The organism is Tatumella ptyseos (assembly GCF_030552895.1).
GTDB classification, from domain to species: domain Bacteria; phylum Pseudomonadota; class Gammaproteobacteria; order Enterobacterales; family Enterobacteriaceae; genus Rosenbergiella; species Rosenbergiella ptyseos_A.
This window is the reverse complement of the sequence record NZ_CP130649.1, coordinates 2633605-2659501: the sequence shown is the minus strand read 5'-3', so window position 1 is coordinate 2659501 and position 25897 is coordinate 2633605. Positions and strand designations below refer to the sequence as shown.

Annotated in this window: 23 protein-coding genes and 3 tRNA genes; 20 read left to right on the top strand and 6 right to left on the bottom strand. The window is 47.4% G+C overall.

Translation table 11 applies throughout. The annotated features are described in order from the left end of the window. Positions 1–96: 96 nt before the first annotated feature. Positions 97–1527 carry an aspartate ammonia-lyase gene (gene aspA / locus QJR74_RS12640; RefSeq protein WP_304372168.1) on the bottom strand — a complete coding sequence of 477 codons (1431 nt, stop codon included), beginning with the start codon at positions 1525–1527 and terminating at the stop codon, positions 97–99. Positions 1528–1946: 419 nt separating this feature from the next. Here aspA and QJR74_RS12635 point away from each other — a divergent pair, with 419 nt between their 5' ends. The 4 genes from QJR74_RS12635 (at position 1947) to QJR74_RS12620 (ending at position 5314) form a co-directional block, all read left to right on the top strand. After that, complete coding sequence (locus tag QJR74_RS12635) at positions 1947–2423, top strand: FxsA family protein (RefSeq protein ID WP_304372167.1); 477 nt, start codon at positions 1947–1949, stop codon at positions 2421–2423. A 221-nt stretch (positions 2424–2644) separates the two neighbouring features. Next, positions 2645–2938: a co-chaperone GroES gene (locus tag QJR74_RS12630; RefSeq protein ID WP_048911342.1), complete on the top strand. Its 294-nt coding sequence runs from the start codon at positions 2645–2647 to the stop codon at positions 2936–2938. Between the two features lie 42 nt (positions 2939–2980). Continuing rightward, complete coding sequence (gene groL, locus QJR74_RS12625) at positions 2981–4627, top strand: chaperonin GroEL (protein WP_048911343.1); 1647 nt, start codon at positions 2981–2983, stop codon at positions 4625–4627. A gap of 333 nt (positions 4628–4960) precedes the next feature. Beyond that, positions 4961–5314, top strand: a complete 354-nt coding sequence (locus tag QJR74_RS12620) for a DUF4156 domain-containing protein (protein WP_304372166.1) — start codon at positions 4961–4963, stop codon at positions 5312–5314. A gap of 51 nt (positions 5315–5365) precedes the next feature. On the opposite strand, the gene QJR74_RS12615 is transcribed toward QJR74_RS12620, so the two are convergent. Further along, positions 5366–5794: a DUF1090 family protein gene (locus QJR74_RS12615; RefSeq protein ID WP_304372165.1), complete on the bottom strand. Its 429-nt coding sequence runs from the start codon at positions 5792–5794 to the stop codon at positions 5366–5368. 51 nt (positions 5795–5845) lie between these two features. Further along, positions 5846–6874, bottom strand: a complete 1029-nt coding sequence (gene epmB / locus QJR74_RS12610) for an EF-P beta-lysylation protein EpmB (RefSeq protein WP_304372164.1) — start codon at positions 6872–6874, stop codon at positions 5846–5848. Positions 6875–6913: 39 nt separating this feature from the next. Between epmB and efp the strand changes: the two genes are divergently transcribed. The 3 genes from efp (at position 6914) to epmA (ending at position 8729) form a co-directional block, all read left to right on the top strand. Then, positions 6914–7480: an elongation factor P gene (gene efp / locus QJR74_RS12605; protein WP_062811972.1), complete on the top strand. Its 567-nt coding sequence runs from the start codon at positions 6914–6916 to the stop codon at positions 7478–7480. A 45-nt stretch (positions 7481–7525) separates the two neighbouring features. Further along, positions 7526–7657, top strand: coding sequence for an entericidin A/B family lipoprotein (locus QJR74_RS12600; protein ID WP_304372163.1), 132 nt, complete (start codon positions 7526–7528; stop codon positions 7655–7657). Positions 7658–7748: 91 nt separating this feature from the next. Next, positions 7749–8729, top strand: a complete 981-nt coding sequence (gene epmA, locus QJR74_RS12595; protein WP_304372162.1) for an elongation factor P--(R)-beta-lysine ligase — start codon at positions 7749–7751, stop codon at positions 8727–8729. A gap of 35 nt (positions 8730–8764) precedes the next feature. Here epmA and mscM read toward each other — a convergent pair whose 3' ends face one another. The 3 genes from mscM to rsgA all read right to left on the bottom strand — a co-directional run bounded on the left by mscM (position 8765) and on the right by rsgA (position 14180). Next, positions 8765–12088 (bottom strand): miniconductance mechanosensitive channel MscM, encoded by a 3324-nt coding sequence (gene mscM, locus QJR74_RS12590; RefSeq protein WP_304372161.1) that lies wholly within the window; start codon positions 12086–12088, stop codon positions 8765–8767. Positions 12089–12104: 16 nt separating this feature from the next. Beyond that, positions 12105–13034 carry an archaetidylserine decarboxylase gene (gene asd / locus QJR74_RS12585; protein WP_304372160.1) on the bottom strand — a complete coding sequence of 310 codons (930 nt, stop codon included), beginning with the start codon at positions 13032–13034 and terminating at the stop codon, positions 12105–12107. Between the two features lie 96 nt (positions 13035–13130). Continuing rightward, positions 13131–14180 (bottom strand): small ribosomal subunit biogenesis GTPase RsgA, encoded by a 1050-nt coding sequence (gene rsgA, locus QJR74_RS12580; protein WP_304372159.1) that lies wholly within the window; start codon positions 14178–14180, stop codon positions 13131–13133. Positions 14181–14283: 103 nt separating this feature from the next. Between rsgA and orn the strand changes: the two genes are divergently transcribed. From orn to hflC, 13 genes are all read left to right on the top strand, one after another. Continuing rightward, positions 14284–14829, top strand: a complete 546-nt coding sequence (orn, locus tag QJR74_RS12575) for an oligoribonuclease (protein ID WP_304372158.1) — start codon at positions 14284–14286, stop codon at positions 14827–14829. 148 nt (positions 14830–14977) lie between these two features. Then, positions 14978–15053 (top strand) — tRNA-Gly (locus tag QJR74_RS12570). Between the two features lie 42 nt (positions 15054–15095). Then, positions 15096–15171 (top strand) — tRNA-Gly (locus QJR74_RS12565). A 29-nt stretch (positions 15172–15200) separates the two neighbouring features. Continuing rightward, positions 15201–15276 (top strand) — tRNA-Gly (locus tag QJR74_RS12560). Positions 15277–15611: 335 nt separating this feature from the next. Then, positions 15612–17132 (top strand): NAD(P)H-hydrate dehydratase, encoded by a 1521-nt coding sequence (locus QJR74_RS12555; RefSeq protein WP_304372157.1) that lies wholly within the window; start codon positions 15612–15614, stop codon positions 17130–17132. Between the two features lies 1 nt (position 17133). Beyond that, positions 17134–17610: a tRNA (adenosine(37)-N6)-threonylcarbamoyltransferase complex ATPase subunit type 1 TsaE gene (gene tsaE, locus QJR74_RS12550; RefSeq protein WP_304372156.1), complete on the top strand. Its 477-nt coding sequence runs from the start codon at positions 17134–17136 to the stop codon at positions 17608–17610. Continuing rightward, positions 17607–19193: an N-acetylmuramoyl-L-alanine amidase AmiB gene (gene amiB, locus QJR74_RS12545; protein ID WP_304372155.1), complete on the top strand. Its 1587-nt coding sequence runs from the start codon at positions 17607–17609 to the stop codon at positions 19191–19193. The genes tsaE and amiB overlap by 4 nt, the downstream gene beginning before the upstream one ends. Positions 19194–19222: 29 nt before the next feature. Continuing rightward, positions 19223–21031 (top strand): DNA mismatch repair endonuclease MutL, encoded by a 1809-nt coding sequence (gene mutL / locus QJR74_RS12540; protein ID WP_304372154.1) that lies wholly within the window; start codon positions 19223–19225, stop codon positions 21029–21031. Then, positions 21024–21971, top strand: coding sequence for a tRNA (adenosine(37)-N6)-dimethylallyltransferase MiaA (gene miaA / locus QJR74_RS12535; protein ID WP_304372153.1), 948 nt, complete (start codon positions 21024–21026; stop codon positions 21969–21971). The genes mutL and miaA overlap by 8 nt, the downstream gene beginning before the upstream one ends. Positions 21972–22057: 86 nt before the next feature. Further along, positions 22058–22354, top strand: a complete 297-nt coding sequence (gene hfq / locus QJR74_RS12530) for an RNA chaperone Hfq (protein ID WP_304372152.1) — start codon at positions 22058–22060, stop codon at positions 22352–22354. 60 nt (positions 22355–22414) lie between these two features. Further along, positions 22415–23698 (top strand): ribosome rescue GTPase HflX, encoded by a 1284-nt coding sequence (gene hflX, locus QJR74_RS12525; RefSeq protein WP_304372151.1) that lies wholly within the window; start codon positions 22415–22417, stop codon positions 23696–23698. 52 nt (positions 23699–23750) lie between these two features. Next, positions 23751–24911 (top strand): FtsH protease activity modulator HflK, encoded by a 1161-nt coding sequence (gene hflK, locus QJR74_RS12520; RefSeq protein WP_304372150.1) that lies wholly within the window; start codon positions 23751–23753, stop codon positions 24909–24911. Next, a complete protein-coding gene (hflC, locus tag QJR74_RS12515; protein ID WP_304372149.1) occupies positions 24904–25857 on the top strand; it encodes a protease modulator HflC in 954 nt (317 codons plus the stop codon). Before hflK ends, hflC begins: the two co-directional genes overlap by 8 nt. The last annotated feature ends 40 nt before the right edge of the window (positions 25858–25897 follow it).

The following is a 25897-nucleotide window of genomic DNA, read 5'->3' as shown; positions in this document are numbered from 1 at the left end:
ATTTTAGAGGCAAAGAGTACGTGAAAAGAGGGAATGAGCATAACATGAAAACAGCATTGCTGAAAAAGCCAGCAATGCTGTTTGCCAGAAGAGTGATTAAGCGTCTTCGTTAAATAATTTTGCTTTATAGGCAGGATACATTAGGTTTTCTACAGAGAAAATATCGTCGAGTTCTGACTCGGTCAGTAGTTCTCTTTCGAGTACGACTTCACGGACACTTTTCCCGGTTTCGGCACAGATTTTACCCACAATATCGCCATTATGGTGGCCAATATAAGGATTTAAATAGGTGACGATACCGATTGAATTAAATACATAGGACTCACAGATAGCTTGGTTAACAGTGATGCCGTTAACGCATTTCTCCAGCAGGTTGTAACAAGCATTGCTGAGGATGGAAATCGACTCGAACATCGCTTGGCCGATAACGGGTTCCATCACATTTAATTGCAGTTGCCCAGCTTCCGCCGCCATCGTCACGGTGGTGTCATTACCAATCACCTTAAAGCACACCTGGTTAACCACTTCAGGCACCACAGGGTTGACCTTGGCTGGCATGATGGATGAACCGGCCTGCAATTGCGGTAGATTGATCTCATTTAGTCCGGCACGCGGACCCGAAGAGAGTAGGCGTAAGTCATTACAGATTTTTGAAAGCTTAACCGCCAGACGTTTTAACGAAGAGTGGACCATGACATAGGCGCCACAGTCGGAAGTCGCTTCGATCAGGTCTTCAGCAGCCACTACCGGCAGTTGTGTGATTTGAGCAAGGTAGTTAACTGCGAGAGTTTGATAGCCTTCAGGAGTATTGAGGCGTGTACCGATAGCTGTCGCACCGAGGTTAACCTCTAATAACAACTGAGCGGTGTGCAGAATACTCTTTGTCTCTTCTTTGAGTAATACGCTGAATGCTTTGAACTCTTGGCCGACGGTCATCGGCACCGCATCTTGAAGCTGAGTACGACCCATTTTGAGGATATGGGAAAACTCTTTTGACTTACGATCAAAGCCTTCGCTTAACTGAGTAATTGCGTCGATCAGTTTTAATAGGGAGTGATAGACGGCGATACGAAAACCGGTCGGGTAGGCATCGTTGGTCGATTGGCACATATTGACGTGGTCATTGGGATTAAGGTGTTGATATTCACCTTTTTGATAGCCCATTAACTCTAACCCAATATTAGCCAGAACCTCATTGGTATTCATGTTGACCGAGGTTCCTGCTCCCCCTTGATAAACATCCACTGGAAATTGATCGATACAGGTTCCGTTATTTAGAACTTCGTCACAGGCCTTGATGATCGCCTCGGCAATACTGCGCGGGAGTGTTTTGAGGTCGCGGTTGGCTAATGCCGCGGCCTTTTTTACCATTACCATGCCGCGAACAAATTCAGGAATATCGCTGATTTTACTGCTGCTTATATAAAAATTTTCAATCGCACGTAACGTATGAATTCCAAAGTAAGCATCAGCGGGGACTTCACGCATGCCGAGGAGGTCTTCTTCGATACGAATATTTTTGGTCATGAGAGCCTTCTTATAATAGGTCGTCGTTTTCCATGTCGACGGTAATGTTGCCGTATTAATTGAACCGGTACTGCGCGACGCGTAGCAAACCGTGACGCGATCATAGGCTGTTTTATTTAAAATTCAGCCACACAGATCACTATATAGTAACTTTTTTTTTACATTTAATCCCTCGGTAACCGTGATTACCGAATCTTTGTGCTTAGTGTATGAATAGGACTTGAGATTTAACAATAGTAAAAATGAATTGTTTACGGCATCAATCCCATACTAAGCAAAGTGAGATGACATTAATTGACAAAAAAGTCCGTATTTAGTGCCCTTTTCGCGGTCAATCACCTTGAATTGCGCGAGAGAGATACCCATGATTAAGAATTAGGTCGAACAGCGATCCTTTTTACGAATTTAAGGAGCCCACCGTGCGTTGGTTACCATTTATAGCTTTATTTATCTTGGCATGGATCGAGATATCACTCTTTATCAAAGTGGCTCATCTCTTTGGAGTACTACTAACACTGCTGTTAGTGATTGCCACTTCAGCGATCGGGTTATCGTTAGTAAAAAATCAAGGGATTAAAAATTTCCGTCTCATGCAAGAGAAACTGGTTCGTAATGAGAACCCGGCCCCGGAAATGACACGTGGATTATCCCTGTTTCTGGCGGGATTTTTATTGATATTGCCCGGCTTCTTCACCGATTTCTTAGGTGCTTTACTGCTACTTCCGCCTGTGCAGCAACGACTGACCCATAAGCTGATGCCTTTTATCACTGTTTGGGGTGGCAGGGGCCAAACTACCCAAGACACGGGGTACACCATGGAAGGAGAGTTTGAGCGCCATGAAGAAAAACGCCTCGATCACCGGGGCAATAGCACGTCAACGCATAAAACAGAGTAATCCCCCTTCTGATATCACGCTAGCTGACCCTAGCGTGATATCGCTTTTCCTACCGCTACTCCGCTAGCCTAAAAACGTTTCTATGGGGAATTTTTTTAAAAAAAATTTCTTTCTTCCCCTTGAAAGTGAAGTCCGTCGTCCCTACCTCTGAAGTCACGAAGCCAGAATGGCATCAAATTTAAAATAATGCGTGATTAGCTATCTCATAGGAGAACGATCAAATGAACATTCGTCCATTACATGACCGTGTAATTGTTAAGCGTAAAGAAGTTGAAGCAAAATCAGCCGGTGGCATCGTATTAACGGGTTCTGCAGCGGGCAAATCAAGCCGTGCTGAAGTGTTAGCGGTGGGCAATGGTCGCATTCTTGAAAATGGTGAAGTAAAACCACTGGACGTAAAAGTCGGTGATGTAGTGATCTTTAACGAAGGTTACGGCGCTAAAACAGAAAAGATTGATAACGAAGAAGTTCTTATCATCTCCGAGAACGATATCCTCGCCGTCGTAACTGCGTAATTACACGAAATATTTCATTGTAAAATTTTGAAGGAATAGAAAATGGCTGCTAAAGACGTAAAATTTGGTAACGACGCACGCGTTAAAATGCTACGTGGCGTAAACATTCTTGCTGATGCGGTAAAAGTGACCTTAGGTCCCAAAGGCCGTAATGTTGTTCTTGATAAATCATTTGGTTCTCCTACCATCACTAAAGATGGTGTTTCTGTTGCGCGCGAAATCGAATTAGAAGATAAGTTCGAAAACATGGGCGCTCAAATGGTTAAAGAAGTCGCCTCTAAAGCGAATGATGCGGCAGGTGACGGTACGACTACCGCAACTGTTCTTGCGCAATCTATCGTTAACGAAGGTCTTAAAGCCGTTGCAGCGGGTATGAACCCAATGGACCTCAAGCGCGGTATCGATAAAGCAGTTATCGCCGCAGTTGAACAACTGAAAACGTTATCCGTTCCGTGCTCTGATTCTAAAGCCGTTGCTCAGGTCGGTACCATCTCTGCAAACTCTGACACCAGCGTCGGAACCCTAATCGCTCAAGCGATGGAAAAAGTGGGTAAAGAAGGTGTGATCACCGTTGAAGAAGGGACTGGTCTACAAGACGAGTTAGACGTTGTAGAAGGGATGCAGTTTGACCGTGGATACTTATCTCCTTACTTCATCAACAAGCCAGAAACCGGTGCAGTTGAACTTGAACAACCTTTCATCCTGTTAGCAGACAAGAAAATCTCTAACATCCGTGAACTGTTACCTGTATTGGAAGCGGTGGCTAAAGCTGGTAAACCTCTGCTGATCATTGCCGAAGATGTTGAAGGCGAAGCACTGGCTACCCTGGTGGTTAACACCATGCGCGGCATCGTCAAAGTGGCTGCGGTAAAAGCACCTGGTTTTGGTGATCGCCGTAAAGCAATGCTGCAAGATATCGCAATCCTAACCGGTGGTTCTGTGATTTCTGAAGAGATTGGAATGGAGCTGGAAAAAACAGCTTTAGAAGATCTGGGTCAAGCGAAGCGTGTTGTGATCAACAAAGACACCACGACTATCATCGATGGTATCGGTGAAGAAGCCAATATCAAAGGTCGTGTGACACAAATTCGTCAACAAATCGAAGAAGCAACTTCTGATTACGACAAAGAAAAACTTCAAGAGCGTGTTGCTAAACTGGCGGGCGGCGTAGCTGTTCTGAAAGTTGGCGCAGCCACTGAAGTTGAGATGAAAGAGAAGAAAGCGCGCGTTGAAGATGCGTTACACGCAACGCGTGCAGCCGTTGAAGAAGGCGTTGTAGCAGGCGGTGGTGTTGCACTGGTTCGCGTTGCAGCGAAAATCACCGGTCTGACTGGCGATAACGAAGACCAAAACGTGGGTATCCGTGTTGCACTGCGTGCAATGGAAGCACCACTGCGTCAAATCGTTTCTAACGCAGGTGAAGAGCCATCTGTTGTTGCGGACAAAGTGAAGCAAGGCGAAGGTAACTTCGGTTATAACGCGGCAACTGAAGAGTACGGCAACATGATCGACTTCGGTATCCTAGACCCAACTAAAGTGACGCGTTCTGCACTGCAATACGCTTCTTCTGTTGCGGGTCTGATGATCACCACTGAATGCATGATCACTGAACTGCCTAAAGATGATAAAGCTGACTTAGGTGCTGCAGGTGGTATGGGCGGCATGGGTGGAATGGGCGGTATGATGTAAGGTGACTTTGGTCACTGGCAATCATTGCCTCTCTAACCAGACAGTGTGAACTGTCGAGTTAGCCAGACGAAACCCTAGCGAAAGCTAGGGTTTTTTTATGCTTAGCGGATAAGGCGGATGGGCTACGCTGTGACTTAACTAAAACTCAGCTATGCTTAACCTATGACCGAAGCGTGACACGCTATCGGTTAATATCCGAATGGAGACTTTTTACGGCATAGCTGGAATTTAATGGTATTTGCCGATATTCTAACGCCTCTCAAGTAAGCCAAAACGTTGTAAGCCTAAATAGGCACCAGGTGATACTTACTACGTATAATAACGAGGAATAAAATGCGTTTACTTTCAGTTATCCCGGTTTTATTTGCGGTACTTCTTGCGGCGGGTTGTAGCTCGTCCGGTAATCAATTAAATGCAGCGGGGCAGAATGTGCGTTTCGTTGACCAGCAACCTGGCGCTGAATGCCACTACATCGGTACTGCGAGCGGTGAGCAGAGTAATTGGTTCTCAGGCCAACAAATCGAAGGTGGGAATTCTCTGCGAGGTGCGGCAAATAACTTACGTAATCGTGCTGCAGAAATGGGCGGTAACGTAATCTATAACGCTAGTACACCGGGGCTTAGTTTAGTGTCGAGCTTCGTGCCTGTCGCGACGAAGATGTCTGGCCAAGTCTATAAGTGCCCATAATGATTTAACGACTAAGCGTATCAAACTGGGTTGATACGCTTATCGATAGCCCTAGTTGAGGGCGCGTAAACCTTGTTGCTTTTGGTGTAACTCAGTGGTGATTTTCTCAATATCGGCTTGTTTCTCGGCGATTTTGCCACGGTATTTAGCCATTTTCTCCGCGTTATTCTTCGCAGTCGCTTTTTGAAGGTCTTGTTGACTCTCCTGCAAATCTTGTTGTTTCTCTTTTAGCTTACGCTGCAATTTTTCAACATCTTGCTCTGCATCGTGACGAACGCTTGAGGCGGTACAATTCTCTTTCACTTCAGCCAACGCCTTCTTTAACCCTGCGACTTGATGGCTATTGTTATGTTGCTGGGCATAACTCAGTTGCTCATTAAGCGCGGCTTCTTTCTGGGCACAAGTTTGTACGGCAAAGGCTTGCTGTGCAGCCAGAAGCGTTGCTAGAGAAAGTAACGATACAGATAAACTCTTTTTCATAAATATTCCTTTGATAAATGATTAGTCGCCTGCAGCCTTTATCATGCCCCATTACACCTGACGTAATTGTAAGTCTAAGGGGGTTTTACTCGGTTCGCCGCCGATTTCTCGGGCAAGACGGGGAACCAGATAACCTGACACTTTACTCAATAAGCCATGCATTATGATACGAGCTTGTTCATCGGAGACGTAAAAGTGTGCGGCCCCCTGTACTTTATCCAAAACATGGAGGTAATACGGGAGAATTCCGACTTCGAACAGACGATTACTCAGAGTAGCAAGAACAGTGGCATCGTCGTTGATGTCGCGCAATAAAACACTTTGATTTAGTAAGGTGACATTCGCAGCCTTAAGGCGCGACATTGCTTGAGCGAACTCAGCGTCGATCTCTTGTGCGTGATTGACGTGGGTGACCATAATCACTTGTAAGCGTGAGACCGAAAGGCGCTGGCACAATGTTTCGGTGATCCGCGCGGGAATGACTACCGGTAAACGAGAGTGGATCCGTAAGCGTTGAATATGGGGGATGGCTTCCAGCTCACTGACTAAATAGTCCAATTCGTGGTCCTTAGCCATCAAAGGATCTCCCCCAGAGAAGATAATTTCGTTTAATTCTGGGTGTTGGCGGATATAATCAAGGGCGACCTGCCAATTGCGCTTATTACCTTGGTTATCTTGGTACGGGAAATGGCGGCGAAAACAGTACCGACAGTTTACTGCGCAGCCACCTTTGACTAATAACAGCGCACGGTTAACGTATTTATGGAGTAACCCAGGTACTGCCGCGGTTTGTTCATCAAGTGGATCCGTCGAATAGCCAGGTGTTAGGGTAAATTCGCTAGCTTGCGTGATAACTTGGCGCAATAGGGGATCGTTAGGATCGCCTAGCACCATTCGGCGAATGAATGCACGGGGTACACGCAGTGCAAATAGACGGCGTGCATCATGGCCTGCCTGCAGTTCAGGTAGGTGTTCGAGATTTAAAAGTCGTAGTAATTCAGCAGGTTCTGTCACAACGTCTGCAAGTTGCTGCAACCAATCTTCTCTAGCAGGGGTATTTAGGGTTACAATGTTTGCCATTTTTGGCTTCATACCAGTGATTATTTATAGAGGGCCTTCATGGCAACATATTCTAGCAACGATTTTCGTAACGGTCTTAAAATCATGTTCGACAACGAACCTTATGCTATCGAAGCAAGTGAGTTCGTAAAACCCGGTAAAGGCCAAGCTTTCGCACGTGTTAAAATGCGTCGTCTGTTAACCGGTAAACTGATCGAAAAAACCTTCAAATCAACCGATTCAGCGGAAGGTGCTGATGTTGTTGATGTGACCTTAACTTACCTCTACAACGACGGTGAGTTCTGGCATTTCATGAACAACAACACTTTCGAACAATTAGCTGCTGACGCTAAAGCAGTTGGTGAGAACGACATCTGGTTACAAGACCAAGCAGAATGTATCGTTACTTTATGGAATGGTAACCCGATTAGCATTCTTCCACCAAATTTCATTGAAGCTGAAATCGTTGAAACTGACCCAGGTCTAAAAGGCGATACCGCGGGAACCGGTGGTAAGCCTGCGAAACTGACAACCGGTGCGGTAGTGAAAGTACCTCTGTTTGTTCAAATCGGCGAAGTTATCCGTGTTGATACGCGTTCTGGCGAATACGTTTCACGCGTTAAGTAAGTCTAAGCGCGCCTTAATGGCGCGTTTCTTTGAAGGTTATGCGCGATGAAAACATTAATAATAAGAGTGGCTATTTTATTGCTTTTTAGCGCGTCGCTCACCGCTTGTAATACATTTCGTGGGATGGGCGAAGATATTTCTGGCCTAGGTCACGCCATTTCGCACGTAGCAAGCTGATAGCCTATCACCCCCTTTTCACCCTTTTAGCCAGTGAATACTACCTATACGGACCTACCGTCCCATACGACTTTTTTGAAGGACAATGTTGATGAACGAATCGGACTTATGGCAGCCGAGTGCGCCTATTGCCAATCTGCTTAAGCGTGCAAATTTGCTAGCCGATATTCGGCGTTTCTTTGCTGATCGTGGAGTGTTGGAAGTCGAAACCCCTGCAATGAGCCAAGCGACGGTGACAGATATTCATCTGGTACCTTTTACAACCCGCTTTGTCGGGCCTGGTGCGGCGCAAGGGCGCGATTTGTGGTTAATGACTAGCCCTGAATACCATATGAAACGCTTACTTACCGCAGGCAGTGGGCCGATCTATCAAATGAGCCGTTGTTTCCGTAATGAGGAAGCAGGGCGTCATCATAACCCTGAATTCACCATGCTTGAATGGTATCGCCCGCACTACGATATGTATCGGCTGATGAATGAAGTGGATGATTTACTGCAACAGATTATTGAGTGCGAACCCGCAGAAACGCTCTCCTACCAACAAGCTTTCCAACGCTATTTAGGGGTAGATCCGCTTACCGCCGATAAAGAGCAATTAGTGGCCTGCGCCGAAAAGCTAGGTGTCGGAGAGTTGGTTGAGCGAGAAGAAGATCGTGATACCGTGCTGCAATTACTCTTTATGCTCGGGGTCGAAACGCAGATAGGGCAAGAAAATAAACCCGCGTTCGTCTATCACTTTCCTGCCTCCCAGGCAGCCTTGGCCGAAATCAGTACCGAAGATCATCGTGTCGCCGAGCGCTTCGAGGTCTATTTCAAAGGTGTAGAATTGGCCAATGGCTTTCGTGAACTCACCAATAGTGAGGAGCAGCGTCAACGTTTTGTGGCAGACAACCGTCGTCGCCAGCTGATGGGTTTACCAGAACATCCGATCGATGAGCGTCTATTAGCGGCTTTGACGGCTGGAATGCCTGATTGCTCCGGCGTAGCATTGGGTATTGACCGTTTGGTGATGCTTGCACTGAAAGCAGATTCGTTAAAAGAGGTTATGGCCTTTACCGTCGAGAATAGTTAATGATTTCAGCCAGTCGTGATGACTGGCTGAATGCTTTATAGGCCGCCAGCTTGGTACTGTGTTGATTGCATAGTAGCGGCGGACTTACCGACTTGTTCCATTCTTACCTGAACCGGCGGGTAAGGCAGCTCTATATTGTGCTCACTGAAACTATTTAAGATCTGTTGATGTAGGTCGTGACGCAGTGGCATACGATGGCCAATCTCTGCGGCATAAATCCGCAATTCAAAGAGTTGAATACCTTGATGGATATCGACTAAGAACGCTTCAGCTGCAGGGGTTTTCAACACATAACTACAGCGATTTGCTGCCGCCAACAGTAAATCCGTTACCACCGCGCTACTCACATGCGGGGGGGCTGGAATATTCAAGACCACTCTAGTATGCGCATCCGATAAGGACCAGTTAATAAACTGTTCGGTAATAAAGGCCTTATTCGGCACAATAATTTCTTTCCTATCCCAATCGGTAATCGTCGTAGCACGGGTATTAATTCGCGAGATGGTACCCGTTAAGTCTCGCAGGGTAACGGTATCACCAATACGAATGGGCTTTTCGAATAAAATAATCAGGCCTGAGATAAAGTTTGCGAAGATCTCCTGCAAACCAAAGCCTAATCCCAGACCCATTGCCGCGACTAGCCACTGCAATTTAGACCAGTCAATACCGAGCATCGAAAAGCCCATCATGACGCCGACGATCATCAGTACATACTTGGTGAGCGTAGTGATGGCATAACCGGTGCCAGGCGCCAGATTGAGGTGCTGTAAAATAGCGAGTTCAAGCATAGCTGGCATATTTCTTACCAGTTGCAGCGTGATAATTAACACTAAGATCGCAATCAGTACCGCACCGAGCGTGACATCCTGTACGCTCTCTACCCCTTGAATTGATGAGGTCACTCCCCACAACGGGATATTTTCAAGGAAAGCGAAGGCGGAGTGGAGTTCAGACCAAAGTAGGATTAGCGCAAAAAGTGCCACTAACGCGAGTAGAGAACGAACCAAGCGTAGCGATTGCGCACTGATGGTATCTAAGTCGATGACGGGTTCTTCGATCGTCTCTTGGCTTTCACTATTCAGTGCGCCACTCTCATCTTCTTGATGGTTTCGTGCCCGATTAGCGAGAATCTCTGCCCGCCGTTGTCGTGCGCGATCAAACTCAATACGCCGACGCTGAATGAGCATCCAACGGCGAATAATGTGATAAACAATGAGTAACACAAACCAGATACCTACCGAGCTTTCTACCCTGGCTAGGAGCGCTTGCGCTGTCGCGAGATACCCGAGCAAGGACGCAATGATGGCAACAGGTGGAATAATGATCATCACATCCCAGAGTAAGCGGTTGACCATGTTGGTGCTGTTGCCTTGACGGTCAAAATAGAGCGGCAGGCCAGCACGCCGCAGTGCATTAGAGACAATAGTCAGTGCGATACAAATTAGAATAAAACTCAGTCGACCCAACGAGGCAGTAAAAGGACGCTCTTCGATATTATCGAAAGTGATCAATACCATCGTGAGGGGAACGATAAAGCCGATACTGAGGGAGTAATAGCGTACCGCTCGTGATACTGCCTGTTGCGGCCAACGAAAATGGGCGATAAACAACCCATTAGGGTGAGCGAAGGTTGCGCTAATCATAAAAGCCCAGAGTAAAGGCAGCGTCGCGGTTACACCATCCCCCACAGCCACCGCAATGGGATAAGGCCAAGCGCGTTGTAGCCCATAACCTAGCGTCGCCCAGAGAACGGGTAAGGGGAGGGCGACAAGAATTGACCAGAATACCGTGCGTAAAGTTAAGGAGAAACGATCCTGGGTCACTTTACCAATACGGCTAGCCGATCGTGCTAAAAAAGCATGATAGTGGCGGCGTGAACTCAAGCTGACAATCACCAATATTAGCGCGCCGATAACCGGTAAAATAGACTCGCGGCTGGTGGCGACCATGACTAAGGCTTTCCCCAACTGCCCCAAACTATCTAAAGATAATAATCTTGTCAGGTCTTGCACGACTTGAAGCGGATAATGCAGAGTGATCGGGTTAATATCCGCCGTCCAGAAGAGGTAACGGTGGGTAGCATCCGTGACATCGCCTAAGGCATCTTGTAACTGGGTATTCGCGACTTTTAATTTAGTAATTTCTAAAATTAAGGCGTCACAGCCTGAAATCAATGAATTAAGCAGCTCTCCCTGCGTATTAAGCTGCGCATCTAAAATACGGCGTTGTTCGCTAGTAATTGACTTACCGCTCGCTTGACGCGTTTCGCGCAGCGCATGTTGACGGGCGAGTAAATCCTCATAATGCAGGCGCTGAACGCGTAGCTCCCCCATTTCACTATCGATCTGTTGGGATTTTGGCGCATCAGGTAATCGCGCCACTTGCGCACGGAGTGCTTCACCCAGAAGCGTAGATTCGCCCAGCCATTGTGACTGTTCCCGTAACGTTGAGAGCGCTTGGCGCACTTGTTGAGTCTGGTTAGCGACGAGCCGTTGCTGTGAAGAGACCAGCTCCATATGTTGGGCTTGCTGGTTCAGTGCCGCCGATAACTCGCGGTTAACGGTGAATTGCTCATGAATAACAGGCGGTAAATCGCCACTATTTTCTGCTAGCTGTTCAGTACGCTCTAAGGCGCGTTGTGCTTCATCTTGGCGGAGGGCGCTTTGTCGAGCGCGTAGCGCTTGAAGATAGGCATCGAGTTGAGCAATGGTTTTTTGGTGAAATTCGGCGCGTAATTTGGCTAGTTCTTGCCGATTATTGGCAGATAGCTGCGCCAGCTCAAGCTCATTAACGCGAGCTTTATTCGCTGCGTTTTCTGCCTCATAGGCATTACCTCGGGCTTGGCCTAACGGTGTAGAGGAGACTTGGTAATTTTGTAAGCGGCGATCGCTTTCAGAAAGCGCCCGTCGAGCGTCTGTCTGGTCACTGGGCAATTGAGTGAGAGAATCACTGATCTCCCTGGCTTGATCCTGCTCCTGCTGGGCTAAACGGCCTTCTTCCAACAATTGACTGCTGACACGTAAGATCTCTTGTTCAATATCGCTACTCGATGAGGCTGGATTAACGCGTTTGCTGGTTTCGTTCAGAGTGGTAATTTGCTGACGTAGCGTTGCCGCAAGTTGCGGGTAATTATCGATGACTTGCTGATATTGTCGCGCATTTTCAATCGATTGATTACGCTGATTCGTATAATCCAGCGCACTCTTTAGGGCTTGAATAATGTCGGTCTGCGCGGCAGGATTTTTACTATTTTGAGCCTGTTCCAGCGCTTGCCGGATCTGCGGAGGCTCAGGCAGTGCATCACTAGCGAAAGTAGTACCAAGCCCTAAGCTCAGTAGAATAACGGGTAATATACGCACTGCCAGGCCCTCTGTATTAGGCTTCGGTCTGTTCTACCACGCCACTCTCATTTTGTAGTGGGGTTGATGTTGGCGCCTGAACAGCAATTTTTTCTGCTAAAGGCTGGCCCATTTTAGTTGGCGCTTGGGCTTCTAACGCTTCACTTAGACGGACTTGATCAGGGGCGAATAAGTTAATCACGGTGGAACCAAGTTTGAAACGGCCCATTTCTTGACCTTTCAATAAGACAATCGCACCCTTTTCATCGGCTTGTGGGTAATGCCAACGTTGAATAACGCCTTCACGCGGTGGCGTGATGGTACCGGCCCACACGGTTTCAATGCTTCCGACAATGGTTGCACCCACCAGAATTTGTACCATAGGTCCCATATCGGTATCGAAATAGCAGATAACGCGTTCGTTACGTGCGAAGAGGTTGGGAATATTTTGTGCAGTAAGGGGGTTAACTGAGTACAAATCTCCAGGTACATAGACCATTTCACGTAATATCCCATTACACGGCATATGTACGCGGTGATAGTCACGCGGAGCTAAATAGGTCGTCACAAATTGACCATTGTAAAAGTGCTGAGCACGCTCTTCGTTTCCGGCTAACAAAGCTTCCAGCGTGTAGTAGTGACCTTTAGCTTGGAAAATTTGGTTTTCGTCGATACGTCCACATTGGCTCACTGCGCCGTCTGCTGGCTGAACAAGGATATTCGCAGCATGATCAATCACACGGGCTTCATCTTTTAGCGGACGAACAAAAAACTCATTAAAACTACGATAACTTGCAGTATCAGGTTTAGCCGCTTCTTGCATATTCACTTTGTAATACCAAACAAAAATATCAATAACAGCCTTGGTTAGCCAACCCGCTTGGCGGCTTGCTCCCCAGCCAGCAAGTTCTGTGAGTTGTTTTTTAGGAAGAAGGGCGTTAATACCTAATTTCAACTTATCTAACACGGGCGCCTCCTGGCGTACTTAATTGTTCTTAAATGTGATTGTGGGCAACGCCACAACCCTATACATGTGTGCAGTAAAAGAGCGCCTAACTGGCGATTACTCTTTACTGTTGAAATTTTTTCTTATTTTTACCGAAGCCATGCTTTCAAGGATTCTATGATAATTCTCGAAACGCTGTTCATCAATCTCGCCTAACTCAACGGCGTGACGCAGCGCGCAACCTGGATCATCAAGGTGTTTACAGTCCCTAAACTTACAGAGTCCTAGATAGGGTTTAAATTCGACAAATCCTTGAGTGATTTGTTCCGGTTCTAAGTGCCACAGCCCGAACTCCCTTACCCCCGGAGAGTCGATAACATCGCCGCCTTGTGGGAAGTGGTAGAGCCGAGCAGCAGTAGTGGTATGTTGCCCCAAGCCTGAGTTATCGGAGACATCATTAGTTAAGATGGCATTATTATCGAGGGCATCAAAGCCTAATAATGCATTCAATAAGCTTGATTTACCCACCCCAGACTGTCCAGCAAAAATACTCACGCGATCGGTTAGTGCTTCTTCAAGCGGTTCAAGCCCCTCTCGTTGATGACTTGACACTTTCAACACTGGGTAACCAATATCCTGATAGATCGCCATTTGTTCATCTACAAATGCCATCGCGTCTTCGTCCAATAAATCAGTCTTATTAAGGACTAAGAGTGGGGCGATATTAAGGGTTTCACAGGCAACCAAGTAGCGGTCAATAATATTTAATGACAACTCGGGTAAAATTGCAGAAACGATAATAATTTGGTCGATATTTGCAGCAATAGGTTTGATGCCATCGTAGTAATCAGGACGGGTGAGTACCGATTTACGCTCGTGGACGGCTTCAACAATACCCTTACCCATCCCTTCTAAGGGCGCGCGCCATACTACCCGATCGCCAGTGACTAATGAGCGAATAGTTCTGCGTAGATTACAGCGCCAAATCTGCCCCTGGGGGTCTTCAATATCGGCGTGCATCCCAAAGCGGCTAATGACTCTCCCTTCTTGAGGTTCGGCAAATAGGCTATCATCAGGCTCCACTTTACCTTCACGCTGTTGTAACCGACGTTGGTGGTTGGCATTAACTCGCCGTTGTTGGCCCTTTGATAGTTTATTTTTACTCACGCAACCTCTCATCTAACAGATATTTCGCCCTGAGTGGGCAAAAGGTCTATGATACACCTTAATGAGAACAAATGGCGAATTTAGCGGGTAAGTGGGAGCGACAATGACGCAGCATAAAGATAACCTAATTTGGATTGATTTAGAGATGACGGGGTTAGACCCCTTACGAGATCGGATTATTGAGATCGCTACGATTGTCACTGATGCCAACTTAACGATACTTGCGGAAGGGCCGGTATTGGCCGTGCATCAAAGTGATGAACAGCTAGCCTTGATGGATGAGTGGAACGTTAAGACTCACACGCAAAGTGGTTTAGTGGCCCGAGTCAAGCAGAGTACGGTATCGGAAGCGGAAGCGGAGCAGTTAACCTTAGCATTCCTAAAACAGTGGGTACCGGAAAACAGCTCACCTATCTGTGGTAACTCTATCGGGCAAGATCGTCGTTTCTTAGTGAATTATATGCCGCAGCTTGAAAATTATTTTCATTATCGCGCGGTAGACGTCAGCACGTTGAAAGAACTCGCGCGTCGTTGGAAGCCAGAGATTTTGCAACAGTTCCACAAAAAAGGAACTCACCAAGCGTTAGATGATATTAAAGAGTCCATCGCTGAGTTAGCATTTTACCGCGAAAACTTTCTTAAATTGTGATTTTTAGGATAATAACTGTGCAAACTGCCGAGTAAATCGGCAGTTGATACGAAAAAATAAAAAAAGCGGTGTAGGGGGGTTGCGCAGGACGATTATTCTCGTATAATTCGCACCCCGTAACGGTAGTAAATATTTTACTGTTCAGGGCGCGGGAATAGCTCAGTTGGTAGAGCACGACCTTGCCAAGGTCGGGGTCGCGAGTTCGAATCTCGTTTCCCGCTCCAAGTTATAAAAGTTGTTGAAGTTGTTAATTAAAACCTCCTAATGCGGGAATAGCTCAGTTGGTAGAGCACGACCTTGCCAAGGTCGGGGTCGCGAGTTCGAATCTCGTTTCCCGCTCCAGGACGTCAAGCAGTAGTACCCACCATAATGCGGGAATAGCTCAGTTGGTAGAGCACGACCTTGCCAAGGTCGGGGTCGCGAGTTCGAATCTCGTTTCCCGCTCCAAATTTTCATATCTGTTTTTTATTTTACCCCTTCTGCTCTGTCGCGTAGATTTCATCGGTAATCATTAAGCTTTTCAACAGAGTTATCCACAGGGTATTCACTGTTGCGCTTTGATAACTAGAATCTATAATATATTCCTATCATCATGATTTATAAGTTTTTTATATTTTATGGTAATTATTCTTCTAGTGCGTTACCCCCGTTTCCCCCCCTCAACGTAAAAAGCTATTCACAGTAGAATTCCTGTTGTAATTCTGTCGCTTAGCCAGGTTTCGACCTATTCTTTTTATTTATTCGTCTATCGCTAGGTCAGCGAGAATTGAGTAGGAGTCGGAATGATGCAGAGTATTTCAGCAGTGAGTGACCAGCTTCCGAGCGGTTGTTGGCCTGTCGACCATATTGCAGAGCTTGAACAAAGGTTATGTCGGTTACACGATGGCTCATCTTATACTTTGATGTGGCAAGCTGGTGAGGCGTTAGCGACCTTAGTCGCCCAAAAATTTTCCAAGACGCAACACTGTTTAGTGTTATGTGGTACCGGTAATAATGGCGGTGATGGATTTGTACTGGCTTCGCTTCTTCACCAAGCCGGTATTCGTGTCACGGTGGTAGAAGCAACGCTCCACCACGACCGACCGAAGGAGGCAGCACGCGCTAAAGCGCTATGGGATGATATCTCACCGCAACCTTCCTTATCGGCAACCGACCCTTGGCCTAATGATGTCGATCTGATTGTCGACGCATTGTTAGGAATTGGCCTACGTCAGGCCCCTCGTGAGGAATGCCAAAGGCTGATTGATTTAGCTAATGACTACTCTGCACCGGTATTAGCCGTCGATATTCCATCGGGATTAGAGGCTCAAACAGGGCAGCCTTTAGGCTCTGTAATACAGGCTACCGAGACACTGACTTTTATCACATTGAAACCAGGCTTGTTAACCGGCAAAGGAAGATCCTATAGCGGTAAGCTGTGGGTGGCTGACTTGGGGCTCTCTCATCTACTGCCCCAGCTTTCGCCACCCATTGAATGTCTTACTGCTCGGCAGTTACCTCGATGGTTACCTCAACGTCAGGCCAGCGCCCACAAAGGGGATATGGGTAAAGTGGTGGTGATTGGCGGTGCGGAAGGGACCGCCGGCGCTATACGTCTAAGCGGTGAAGCAGCGTTACGCAGCGGCGCAGGCCTCGTTCGAGTATTAACCCATCACTCGAATCTTGTGCCACTATTAGCCACTCGGCCGGAGTTAATGGTTGCGGAATTAACCCCTCAATCGCTACATGATGCACTGGATTGGGCAGATGTCGTGGCGATTGGGCCTGGACTTGGCCAATCTTATTGGGCAAAAAACGCACTAAAAGACGTAAAATTAAGTAAAAAATTCATGGTATGGGATGCAGATGCGTTAAACCTCCTAGCAATCGAACCGGATAAACGTCAAAATCGGGTTCTAACTCCACATCCTGGAGAAGCAGCCCGATTATTGGGGATGAGTGTTGCAGAGGTCGAAGCCGACCGCTTAGCCGCGGCGAATCTATTGGTAGAACGTTATGGTGGCGTTGCCGTTTTAAAAGGTTCCGGTACTATCATTGCCGATAGCTCAGCAACCACCTCAATTGCCTACGTAGGTAACCCTGGCATGGCCAGTGGGGGAATGGGTGATGTGTTGACGGGCGTTGTCACGGCCTTCCTTGGTCAAGGACTTGAACCCTATGAAGCTGCCTGTGCCGCCGTTGTTGCTCATGGTCATGCGGCCGATCTTGTGGCGGCTGACCACGGAATGCGCGGCATGCTTGCTCTGGATGTGATTGAAAAATTAAGAATAAGTGTCAATCCACTTCAGGATCTTAAAGAGTAACATGACAACAAAAATATTTATGCTGGCTGACTTAGCGGATACCTTGGCGTTAGGTGCCCGCTTAGCAAAGGCCAGTGAGCAAGCGACAATTATCTATTTAGTCGGCGATTTAGGGGCAGGTAAGACCACTTTCAGCCGGGGTTTTCTCCAAGCGCTAGGTCACCAAGGGAACGTTAAAAGCCCGACCTATACATTGGTGGAACCTTATGAAATTAACGATCGCTTAGCCTACCATTTTGATCTTTATCGCCTTGCCGATCCTGAAGAGCTTGAATTCATGGGGGTACGTGACTATTTCACTGGTGATGCTATCTGTTTAGTCGAATGGCCTCAGCAGGGCGCGGGTATTTTACCCTCGCCGGATCTCACCATTACCTTAGCGTATCAAGGTGATGGAAGAGAGGCGCAGATTGTCGCTAGCTCACCGTGGGGTGAACATTTACTACAAGAAATTTCGGCTAACGAGGGAGAAGCATGACCTTACGGCGGCTGATTCTCGTCGTGCTATGTTGCCTCGTGAGTCGAGTGGTAGTGGCGGCATCGCTCTCGGATATTCAGGTCGATAATCGAGAGGCGCAATCAATAGTGACGTTAAGTTTTGCAGATAAGCCCACTTCATCGTGGTTTAGTTTGCATAATCCCGAACGGTTTGTGATAGATATCCATGAAAGCGGAACCATCAAAGGGCTTCCTCTTAATTTCAGTGGAACTAATCTTGTTAAGCGTATTAGAACCAGCCAGCCCCCGAACCAACATGCGATTCGACTGGTCTTTGAGTTGACCCAGGCTTCGGGCTCTTCGGTCACTACTCGTCAGGTGGGTAGCCAGTGGCAAGTGGTGGTCACGCTTAATGGTAAAGCTGCTCCTCCCACCGCTATTGCGGCAAACAAAACCGAAAAAAATCCGTTTACGCCGACAAAAACAGCAGTGTCTAACACTAACACCACCACTTACCCCGGTGGGCAAGTTACCCGAAATCAGGTAGTGATTGTCGCCATCGATGCGGGGCATGGTGGGCAAGATCCAGGTGCTATTGGTCAACATGGTTTAAAAGAAAAAAACGTCACTATCGCGATAGCCCGTAAACTTAAGAAGTTTCTAGACGCTGATCCGATGTTTAAGCCGGTATTAACTCGTAATGGTAACTACTTTATTTCCGTGATGGGGCGTTCAGAAGTGGCTCGAAAAGAGAATGCGAGCTTATTAGTGTCTATCCATGCTGACTCTGCGCCCGTACATTCTGCGAGTGGAGCTTCAGTGTGGGTACTCTCTAATCGTCGCGCTAACTCAGAAATGGCCAACTGGTTAGAGCAAACTGAGAAGCAATCTGAACTGCTCGGTGGTGCCGGAGACTTATTAGCGAATAGTCAGTCTGATCCCTACTTAAGCCAAGCGGTACTGGATCTGCAATTTGGTCACTCACAGCGTGTTGGCTACGACGTTGCAACCAAGGTGCTGCAAAACCTTCGTCAAGTCACGCCTTTACATAAACGGCTGCCTGAGCATGCGAGCTTGGGGGTCCTTCGTTCACCGGATATCCCCTCCTTGTTAGTTGAGACTGGGTTTATCAGTAATGCACAAGAAGAGAAATTATTAGGTAATTCGGCTTACCAGACCAAAATCGCGCATGCGATTTACCGGGGATTACGCGCTTATTTCCGTAGCCATCCTTACCAATATATTGCTGCCAGTGAAAACCGTCCGGCTGTCGCCAGTTCAGCGCAGGGTGTTGCATCCTCACAATCGTTATTGCATGTTGTCCAACGTGGAGAAACCTTATCGGGTATTGCCGCACGTTATGGGGTCAGCAGCCAGGCGATTATTAAGCAGAATAGTTTGAAAAAACCGGGAGTGTGGGTAGGCCAGCGGTTAAGAATTGGCGGTGCTAAGGCTACTGCTAACGTATCGCCATCTGTTATTCGCCATAAAGTCGTGCGAGGGGATTCGCTCAATGCGATAGCCTTGAAATACGGGGTAAGTGCCCAAACTATTATGACTAAGAATAAGCTTCGTTCCGCTAATGTGATGTTAGGTCAGACCTTAGTCATCCCGCAATCGTAGCTGGAAGAGGTCGCTGCAGAGGATCCTTTATGCCAATCCAGATATTACCCCCGCAGCTGGCTAACCAAATCGCGGCTGGGGAAGTGGTAGAGCGCCCAGCCTCTGTGGTGAAAGAGCTCATTGAAAATAGCCTCGATGCCGGGGCGACGCGTATCCATATTGACATCGATAAGGGTGGTACCAAGCGGATCGCGATCCGGGATAATGGTTGTGGAATCGATAAAGAACAACTTTCTCTGGCGCTCGCTCGCCATGCCACCAGTAAAATCGCATCGTTAGATGATCTTGAAGCCATTATAAGTCTTGGGTTTCGCGGTGAAGCCTTGGCCAGTATCAGTTCAGTCTCTCGCTTGACGCTAACCTCGCGTCCTGAGTCACAGCAAGAAGCCTGGCAGGCTTACGCTGAAGGGCGTGAGATGAATGTCAGTCTTAAGCCCGCGGCCCACCCATGCGGTTCGACCTTAGAGGTCTTGGATCTATTTTATAATACGCCCGCTCGACGTAAGTTTCTGCGTACCGAAAAGACAGAGTTTACCCATATTGATGAGGTTATTCGGCGTATCGCGTTAGCGCGTTTTGATGTCGAGTTTATGTTGACCCACAACGGTAAAGCTGCCCGACACTATCGAGTGGCAAATAATGAGAAACAGAAACAGCAGCGGTTGGCCGCAATCTGTGGGGCCAACTTTGTCTCACAAGCTGTACATATAGATTGGCAACATGACGGCTTAGGTATTGAAGGCTGGATTGTCTCTCCCGATTATGCGCAGCAGGTTAGCGAAATCCAATATTGCTATGTAAACGGCCGTATGATGCGTGATAAACTCATTAATCACGCTATCAGGCAAGCCTATCAAGAGCATATCGGCCCACAGCAAACACCGGCATATGTGCTTTTTCTGACGGTTGATCCTCACCAAGTTGATGTGAATGTGCATCCAGCAAAACACGAAGTGCGGTTTCATCAATCACGCTTAGTGCATGATTTTATATATCAGGGTATCACTAGCGCGTTGACGCCGGTTGAACAGGGATTATCGTTAGAGGTCAGTCAGCCTGCGCCATTATCTCAGCCCATCATTGCTGAGAACCGGGTATCGGCCGGTAAAAATAAATTCGCACAGCCGGCTCAACCGGTTACTGAGCGGCATAATTATTCACCAGAGCCTTATCGTAAAAAAGAGGCCGACGTTTACCAGCGTTTAGTGAGTTCGACGCCACGCGTCGAAGAGGCGGCCGTCGAGCCTCTCAAGGCTGACTATCTCGAACCTCTTGCCGGACATACACAAGGCTTTGGTCGAGTCCTCACTGTCTGTGAGCAGCGCTTTGCATTGTTGGAGCGTTCAACGGGGCTGGCTTTACTCTCATTAGCCAAAGCAGCGAGTTTGGTGTTGGCAAAGCAACTTAGTCCAGCGACCCAATCGTTGGTCTCGCAGCCTTTACTCATTCCTTTACGAGTGAAAAGCCGTGTGATTGATAAGCAAGTTATCAGTCAACACGCTGAGTTGCTGCAGCGCTTTGGTATAGATTTAGACAGTGACGGCCATTACAGTACTCTGCGCGCAGTGCCTTTACCTTTACGCGCACAGAACTTACAAAGGTTATTACCGGAATTGATTGAATGGTTATCTTCAGCATCTGAGGTGAACCCATCGACTTTTACGTTATGGTTAGCGGGGACGATTGACAGTACTGAACGTACTTGGAGCCACTCGCAAGCAATTAGTCTCTTAGCTGATTTAGAACGGCTAGATCCTGAACAAGTCGCTTCTCCCGCAGCGGGGCTTATTCAGCCGTTACATTTAGCTCCTTTTTTCGAAGCACTTTTAAATGAATGACATGACATCACCTTTACCAAAAGCTATTTTTATTATGGGGCCAACCGCTTCCGGTAAAACGGCATTAGCTATTGAGCTCGCAAAAACTTTACCGGTAGAGATTATTAGTGTCGATTCCGCTCTCGTTTATCGAGGTATGGATATTGGCACGGCGAAACCCACAGCAGCAGAACAGTCTGCAGCGCCTCACCACCTTTTAGACCTTATTGATCCGAGCCAACATTATTCCGCTGCTGATTTTCGTCGAGATGCGTTACAGAAAATGGCTGAAATTACCGAGCGTGGGGCGATTCCGATACTGGTTGGCGGGACAATGTTGTACTTTAAGGCGTTATTAGAAGGGCTATCACCTCTACCTTCTGCTAACCCAGAGATCCGTCAGCAAATTGAAAACCGGGCAAAATTGGAAGGTTGGGAAACTCTTCACCAAGAACTTTGTCTGATAGATCCGAGTGCTGGAGCGAGAATTCATCCTAATGATCCACAAAGACTGACACGAGCACTGGAAGTTTTTCTCATTTCAGGTAAAACTCTAACTGAGTTAACTGAAACGGCAGGGGAAGCGCTCCCTTACGACGTCTATCAGTTTGCTATTGCTCCGCAAGATCGTGATGTACTTCATCAACGGATTGAAATGCGTTTCCAGCAGATGCTGAATGAGGGATTTGAGGATGAAGTCAGGGCTCTCTACCAGCGTGGCGACCTTCATGTGGACATGCCTTCTGTACGCTGTGTCGGTTATCGACAAATGTGGTCATGGCTTGAAGGCGAAATAGATTATAATGAAATGGTTTTCCGTGGCATATGTGCCACTCGCCAATTGGCTAAGCGACAAATGACTTGGTTGCGAGGGTGGAAAGCGTTAGTTTGGCTTGATAGCCTGCAGCCTGAGTTGGCTCGTGAGAAAGTTTTAAACGTTATTCGTGCTATAACTGATTGATTATTTACAATCTTCAGGCATGGTATGCCATAGCGGTTTTCTAACTCTATAATAATTACACTACGAACGTATAAGGAAAAGATAGAATGGCTAAAGGGCAATCATTACAAGACCCGTTTTTAAACGCTTTGCGTCGCGAGCGTGTACCCGTCTCTATTTACTTGGTTAATGGTATTAAACTGCAAGGACAAATTGAATCTTTCGACCAATTCGTCATTCTACTGAAAAACACCGTCAGCCAAATGGTTTACAAGCACGCTATTTCAACTGTCGTGCCATCGCGCCCTGTGTCTCATCACACCAATGCACCAGGCAGCAGCAATTATCATAATAATGGCGCTACTGGTACTGGTTCACACCACGAAGGTGAGTCTGCAGAGTAAGTCCCTATCGACCGGAGAGTTTCGGCTCTCTGGTTGTCATCCTTTCAGTGAGGTTATCGCTTGTTTGAGCGTTATGATGCCGGCGAACAGGCCGTCTTAGTTCATATCTGGTTTTCACAAGATAAAGAAAGCGAAGATCTACAAGAGTTTGAAACCCTTGTCTCTTCCGCAGGAGTTGAAGCCCTGCAAGTTGTTACGGGAAGCCGTAAATCCCCCCACCCTAAATATTTCGTTGGTGAAGGCAAAGCTGAAGAGATTGCTGAGGCAGTCAAGGCTACCGGTGCCAGTGTCGTGATTTTCGACCATGCGTTAAGCCCTGCCCAAGAACGGAATTTAGAAAGACTGTGTGAGTGTCGAGTGATCGATCGCACAGGCCTTATTTTAGATATCTTCGCGCAGCGAGCGCGTACACACGAAGGTAAATTACAGGTCGAATTAGCCCAGTTACGTCATCTAGCAACTCGATTAGTGCGTGGTTGGACCCACTTGGAGCGCCAAAAAGGTGGAATAGGTTTACGTGGGCCTGGCGAAACACAGCTAGAAACCGATAGACGTTTATTACGTAACCGTATCACCCTTATCCTTTCTCGATTACAGCGAGTTGAAAAGCAACGAGAGCAGGGACGGCAGGCAAGGGCGAAAGCCGATATTCCAACCGTGTCATTGGTTGGCTATACCAATGCCGGGAAATCGACTTTGTTCAACAGTATCACCTCGGCAGAGGTCTATGCGGCTGACCAATTATTTGCGACACTAGATCCTACTTTGCGGCGCTTGTCGGTGACAGACGTTGGGGAAGTGGTATTGGCAGATACCGTAGGGTTTATCCGGCATTTACCCCATGATTTAGTCGCTGCGTTTAAAGCCACACTGCAAGAAACCCGTGAAGCGACGTTATTACTTCATGTCATTGATGCGGCCGATTTGCGTGTGAATGAAAATATCGAAGCGGTCGACGAAGTGTTGGCAGAAATCGAAGCAGACGAAATCCCGGCGTTGCATGTCATGAATAAAATCGACCAATTAGAAGGGTTTGAGCCACGTATCGATCGCAATGAGGAAGGTGTTCCGATACGAGTCTGGTTGTCTGCGCAAAGCGGGCTGGGACTACCTTTACTCTGGCAGGCGCTTTCAGAACGGCTTTCGGGCGAAATTGCTCAGCATACTCTGACACTTCCGCCGGAAGCAGGGCGCTTACGTAGTCGTTTTTATCAGCTTGATGCAATTACAGAAGAATGGAATCAGGACGATGGATCCATCGGTTTACAGGTCCGTTTACCGATCGTTGAGTGGCATCGTCTCAATAAGCAATATCCGGCTTTATCAGATTACGTTGTAAAATAAGTATTCGGCCCCTAGAGTGGGGCCTCCACAATGTCACTAAATGGAGATTAGTATGATGTGGAAACAAACGGGTAGCCAGGACACCCGATGCAGTGCATTCGCGCAAAATCGTTGCGCTAATTCCCAACACTCAAGCTTACAACATGGTCCCCCAGACCTTGAAAAGCTGTTTCGTCAGGCCCTAGCAAAATGGTTTACGCTATCTGGACGACGTCGACAGGGATCTTCCCCATCACCCTCAACCCCCACATTCTCGACACTACTCCCCATCGCGTTGATTTTGCCTGGCTTATGGGCGATCAGTGGTTTTTATACCATTGGCGAGGGGGAGCGTGGTGTGATTACGCGGTTAGGGAAATACAGTCACTTAGTCGATCCAGGACTGAACTGGCGCCCAGCACTGATTGATCGGCTTACCGCCGTTAATGTTGCTTCGGTTAAAGAACTCGCAGCGACGGGAAGTATGTTAACGGCGGATGAGAATGTGGTACGGGTTGAAATGAATGTTCAGTACCGGGTGGTTGATCCCGTGCGCTACCTTTATTCTGTCGTCAATGCTGAGGATAGCTTACGCCAAGCGACAGATAGCGCTCTACGCGGCGTGATAGGGCGTTCTACAATGGATCGGGTACTGACTGAGGGACGAACAATTGTTCGGAGTGAAACCCAGCGGGAAATCGAACAGACGGTATTACCATATCAAATGGGGCTTGCCGTCCTTGATGTTAACTTTCAGGCTGCCCGTCCCCCTGAAGAAGTTAAAGCAGCCTTTGATGATGCTATTGCCGCACGTGAAAATCGCGAACAGTATGTGCGCGAAGCAGAAGCTTATGCGAATGAAGTGCAACCCCGAGCTAATGGCCAAGCTCAACGGATTCTTGAAGATGCACGAGCTTATAAAACACGAACGGTCTTAGAGGCTGAGGGCGAATCTGCCCGCTTCAATAAAATTTTGCCGGAGTACCGTGCTGCCCCGACAATAACTAAACAGCGGCTATATCTTGAGACGATGGAAAAAATCCTTGCCCATACGCCGAAAGTCCTGAGCGGACAACAAAATAATACGGTGAGCTTACTGCCACTAGAACAATTATTGAAACAGCGGGGGCATGCGCCTAATGAAGTGAAAAGTCTTCCAGGCAACCTGAGCAACGACCGTAAAGAATCGGCCTTAGGTCGTTATTCTCGCCAAGGAGGGCGTAATAATGGGTAAAGTGTTAATCACAACGGGTTTAACCTTAGTCATCATTTTATTCAATGCTTGGTTCATTATCCCTGAGGGGCAGCGTGGAATCGTTGTGCGCTTTGGCAAGGTGTTACGCGATGAGCATAACGTTCCTGTCGTTTATGAACCGGGGTTGTATGGTAAATGGCCTCTCGTTTCAACCGTAAAAGTACTAGATGCGCGTATCCAAACACTGGATAATCAGGCAGATAGATTTGTCACTAAAGAGAAAAAAGATCTGATAGTAGATTCTTATATCAAGTGGCGGATCAGCGATTTTAGTCGATATTATCTTGCCACAGGAGGTGGGGAAATCTCACGAGCTGAACTGTTACTCAAACGTAAGTTCAGCGATCGCTTGCGTTCAGAAATTGGCCGCCTTGATGTGAAAGACATTGTGACAGACTCTCGCGGACGATTAACCACTGACGTGCGAGATGCCTTAAATAAAGGGAGTGCGGGTATTGAGTCTGAAGATCTTGAGAAGTTACAACCGGAATCGATCGAAATAACCGATAGCCTGCACAACAACAGTATGGCGGCCTTGGGTATCGACGTGGTCGATGTACGGATCAAACAGATCAATTTACCGACTGAAGTCTCGGAGGCTATTTTTAATCGAATGCGTGCAGAGCGCGAGTCTGTGGCGAGAAGCCAACGCTCCCAAGGGCAAGAAGAGGCTGAAAAGTTACGCGCGCAGGCTGATTATGGGGTCACCAAAACATTATCTGAAGCACAAAAACAAGCGCTAACCATACGGGGGGAAGGGGATGCTGAGGCGGCTAATATCTTTGCCAGTACCTATTCGCAAGACCCGGAGTTTTTCGCTTTCTTACGGTCACTCTCTGCTTATGAGAAAAGTTTTGCATCCGATAACTCATTACTCTTTTTAGACAATAGCAGTGAATTTCTACGTTTTATGAAATCCCCTTAACACTGCATTTCTTCTCAATTACGAGTAGACTGCAGGGGCC

Excerpts from the sequence above, each read along its gene's own strand:
- QJR74_RS12555 (WP_304372157.1), top strand. The coding sequence starts at position 15,612 with ATGATGCAGAGTATTTCAGCAGTGAGTGACCAGCTTCCGAGCGGTTGT.
- hflK (WP_304372150.1), top strand. The coding sequence starts at position 23,751 with ATGATGTGGAAACAAACGGGTAGCCAGGACACCCGATGCAGTGCATTC.
- miaA (WP_304372153.1), top strand. The coding sequence starts at position 21,024 with ATGAATGACATGACATCACCTTTACCAAAAGCTATTTTTATTATGGGG.
- epmB (WP_304372164.1), bottom strand. The coding sequence starts at position 6,874 with ATGGCAAACATTGTAACCCTAAATACCCCTGCTAGAGAAGATTGGTTG.
- QJR74_RS12600 (WP_304372163.1), top strand. The coding sequence starts at position 7,526 with ATGAAAACATTAATAATAAGAGTGGCTATTTTATTGCTTTTTAGCGCG.
- groL (WP_048911343.1), top strand. The coding sequence starts at position 2,981 with ATGGCTGCTAAAGACGTAAAATTTGGTAACGACGCACGCGTTAAAATG.
- amiB (WP_304372155.1), top strand. The coding sequence starts at position 17,607 with ATGACCTTACGGCGGCTGATTCTCGTCGTGCTATGTTGCCTCGTGAGT.
- tsaE (WP_304372156.1), top strand. The coding sequence starts at position 17,134 with ATGACAACAAAAATATTTATGCTGGCTGACTTAGCGGATACCTTGGCG.
- epmA (WP_304372162.1), top strand. The coding sequence starts at position 7,749 with ATGAACGAATCGGACTTATGGCAGCCGAGTGCGCCTATTGCCAATCTG.
- hflC (WP_304372149.1), top strand. The coding sequence starts at position 24,904 with ATGGGTAAAGTGTTAATCACAACGGGTTTAACCTTAGTCATCATTTTA.
- QJR74_RS12620 (WP_304372166.1), top strand. The coding sequence starts at position 4,961 with ATGCGTTTACTTTCAGTTATCCCGGTTTTATTTGCGGTACTTCTTGCG.
- mutL (WP_304372154.1), top strand. The coding sequence starts at position 19,223 with ATGCCAATCCAGATATTACCCCCGCAGCTGGCTAACCAAATCGCGGCT.
- orn (WP_304372158.1), top strand. The coding sequence starts at position 14,284 with ATGACGCAGCATAAAGATAACCTAATTTGGATTGATTTAGAGATGACG.
- hfq (WP_304372152.1), top strand. The coding sequence starts at position 22,058 with ATGGCTAAAGGGCAATCATTACAAGACCCGTTTTTAAACGCTTTGCGT.
- QJR74_RS12615 (WP_304372165.1), bottom strand. The coding sequence starts at position 5,794 with ATGAAAAAGAGTTTATCTGTATCGTTACTTTCTCTAGCAACGCTTCTG.
- QJR74_RS12630 (WP_048911342.1), top strand. The coding sequence starts at position 2,645 with ATGAACATTCGTCCATTACATGACCGTGTAATTGTTAAGCGTAAAGAA.
- aspA (WP_304372168.1), bottom strand. The coding sequence starts at position 1,527 with ATGACCAAAAATATTCGTATCGAAGAAGACCTCCTCGGCATGCGTGAA.
- efp (WP_062811972.1), top strand. The coding sequence starts at position 6,914 with ATGGCAACATATTCTAGCAACGATTTTCGTAACGGTCTTAAAATCATG.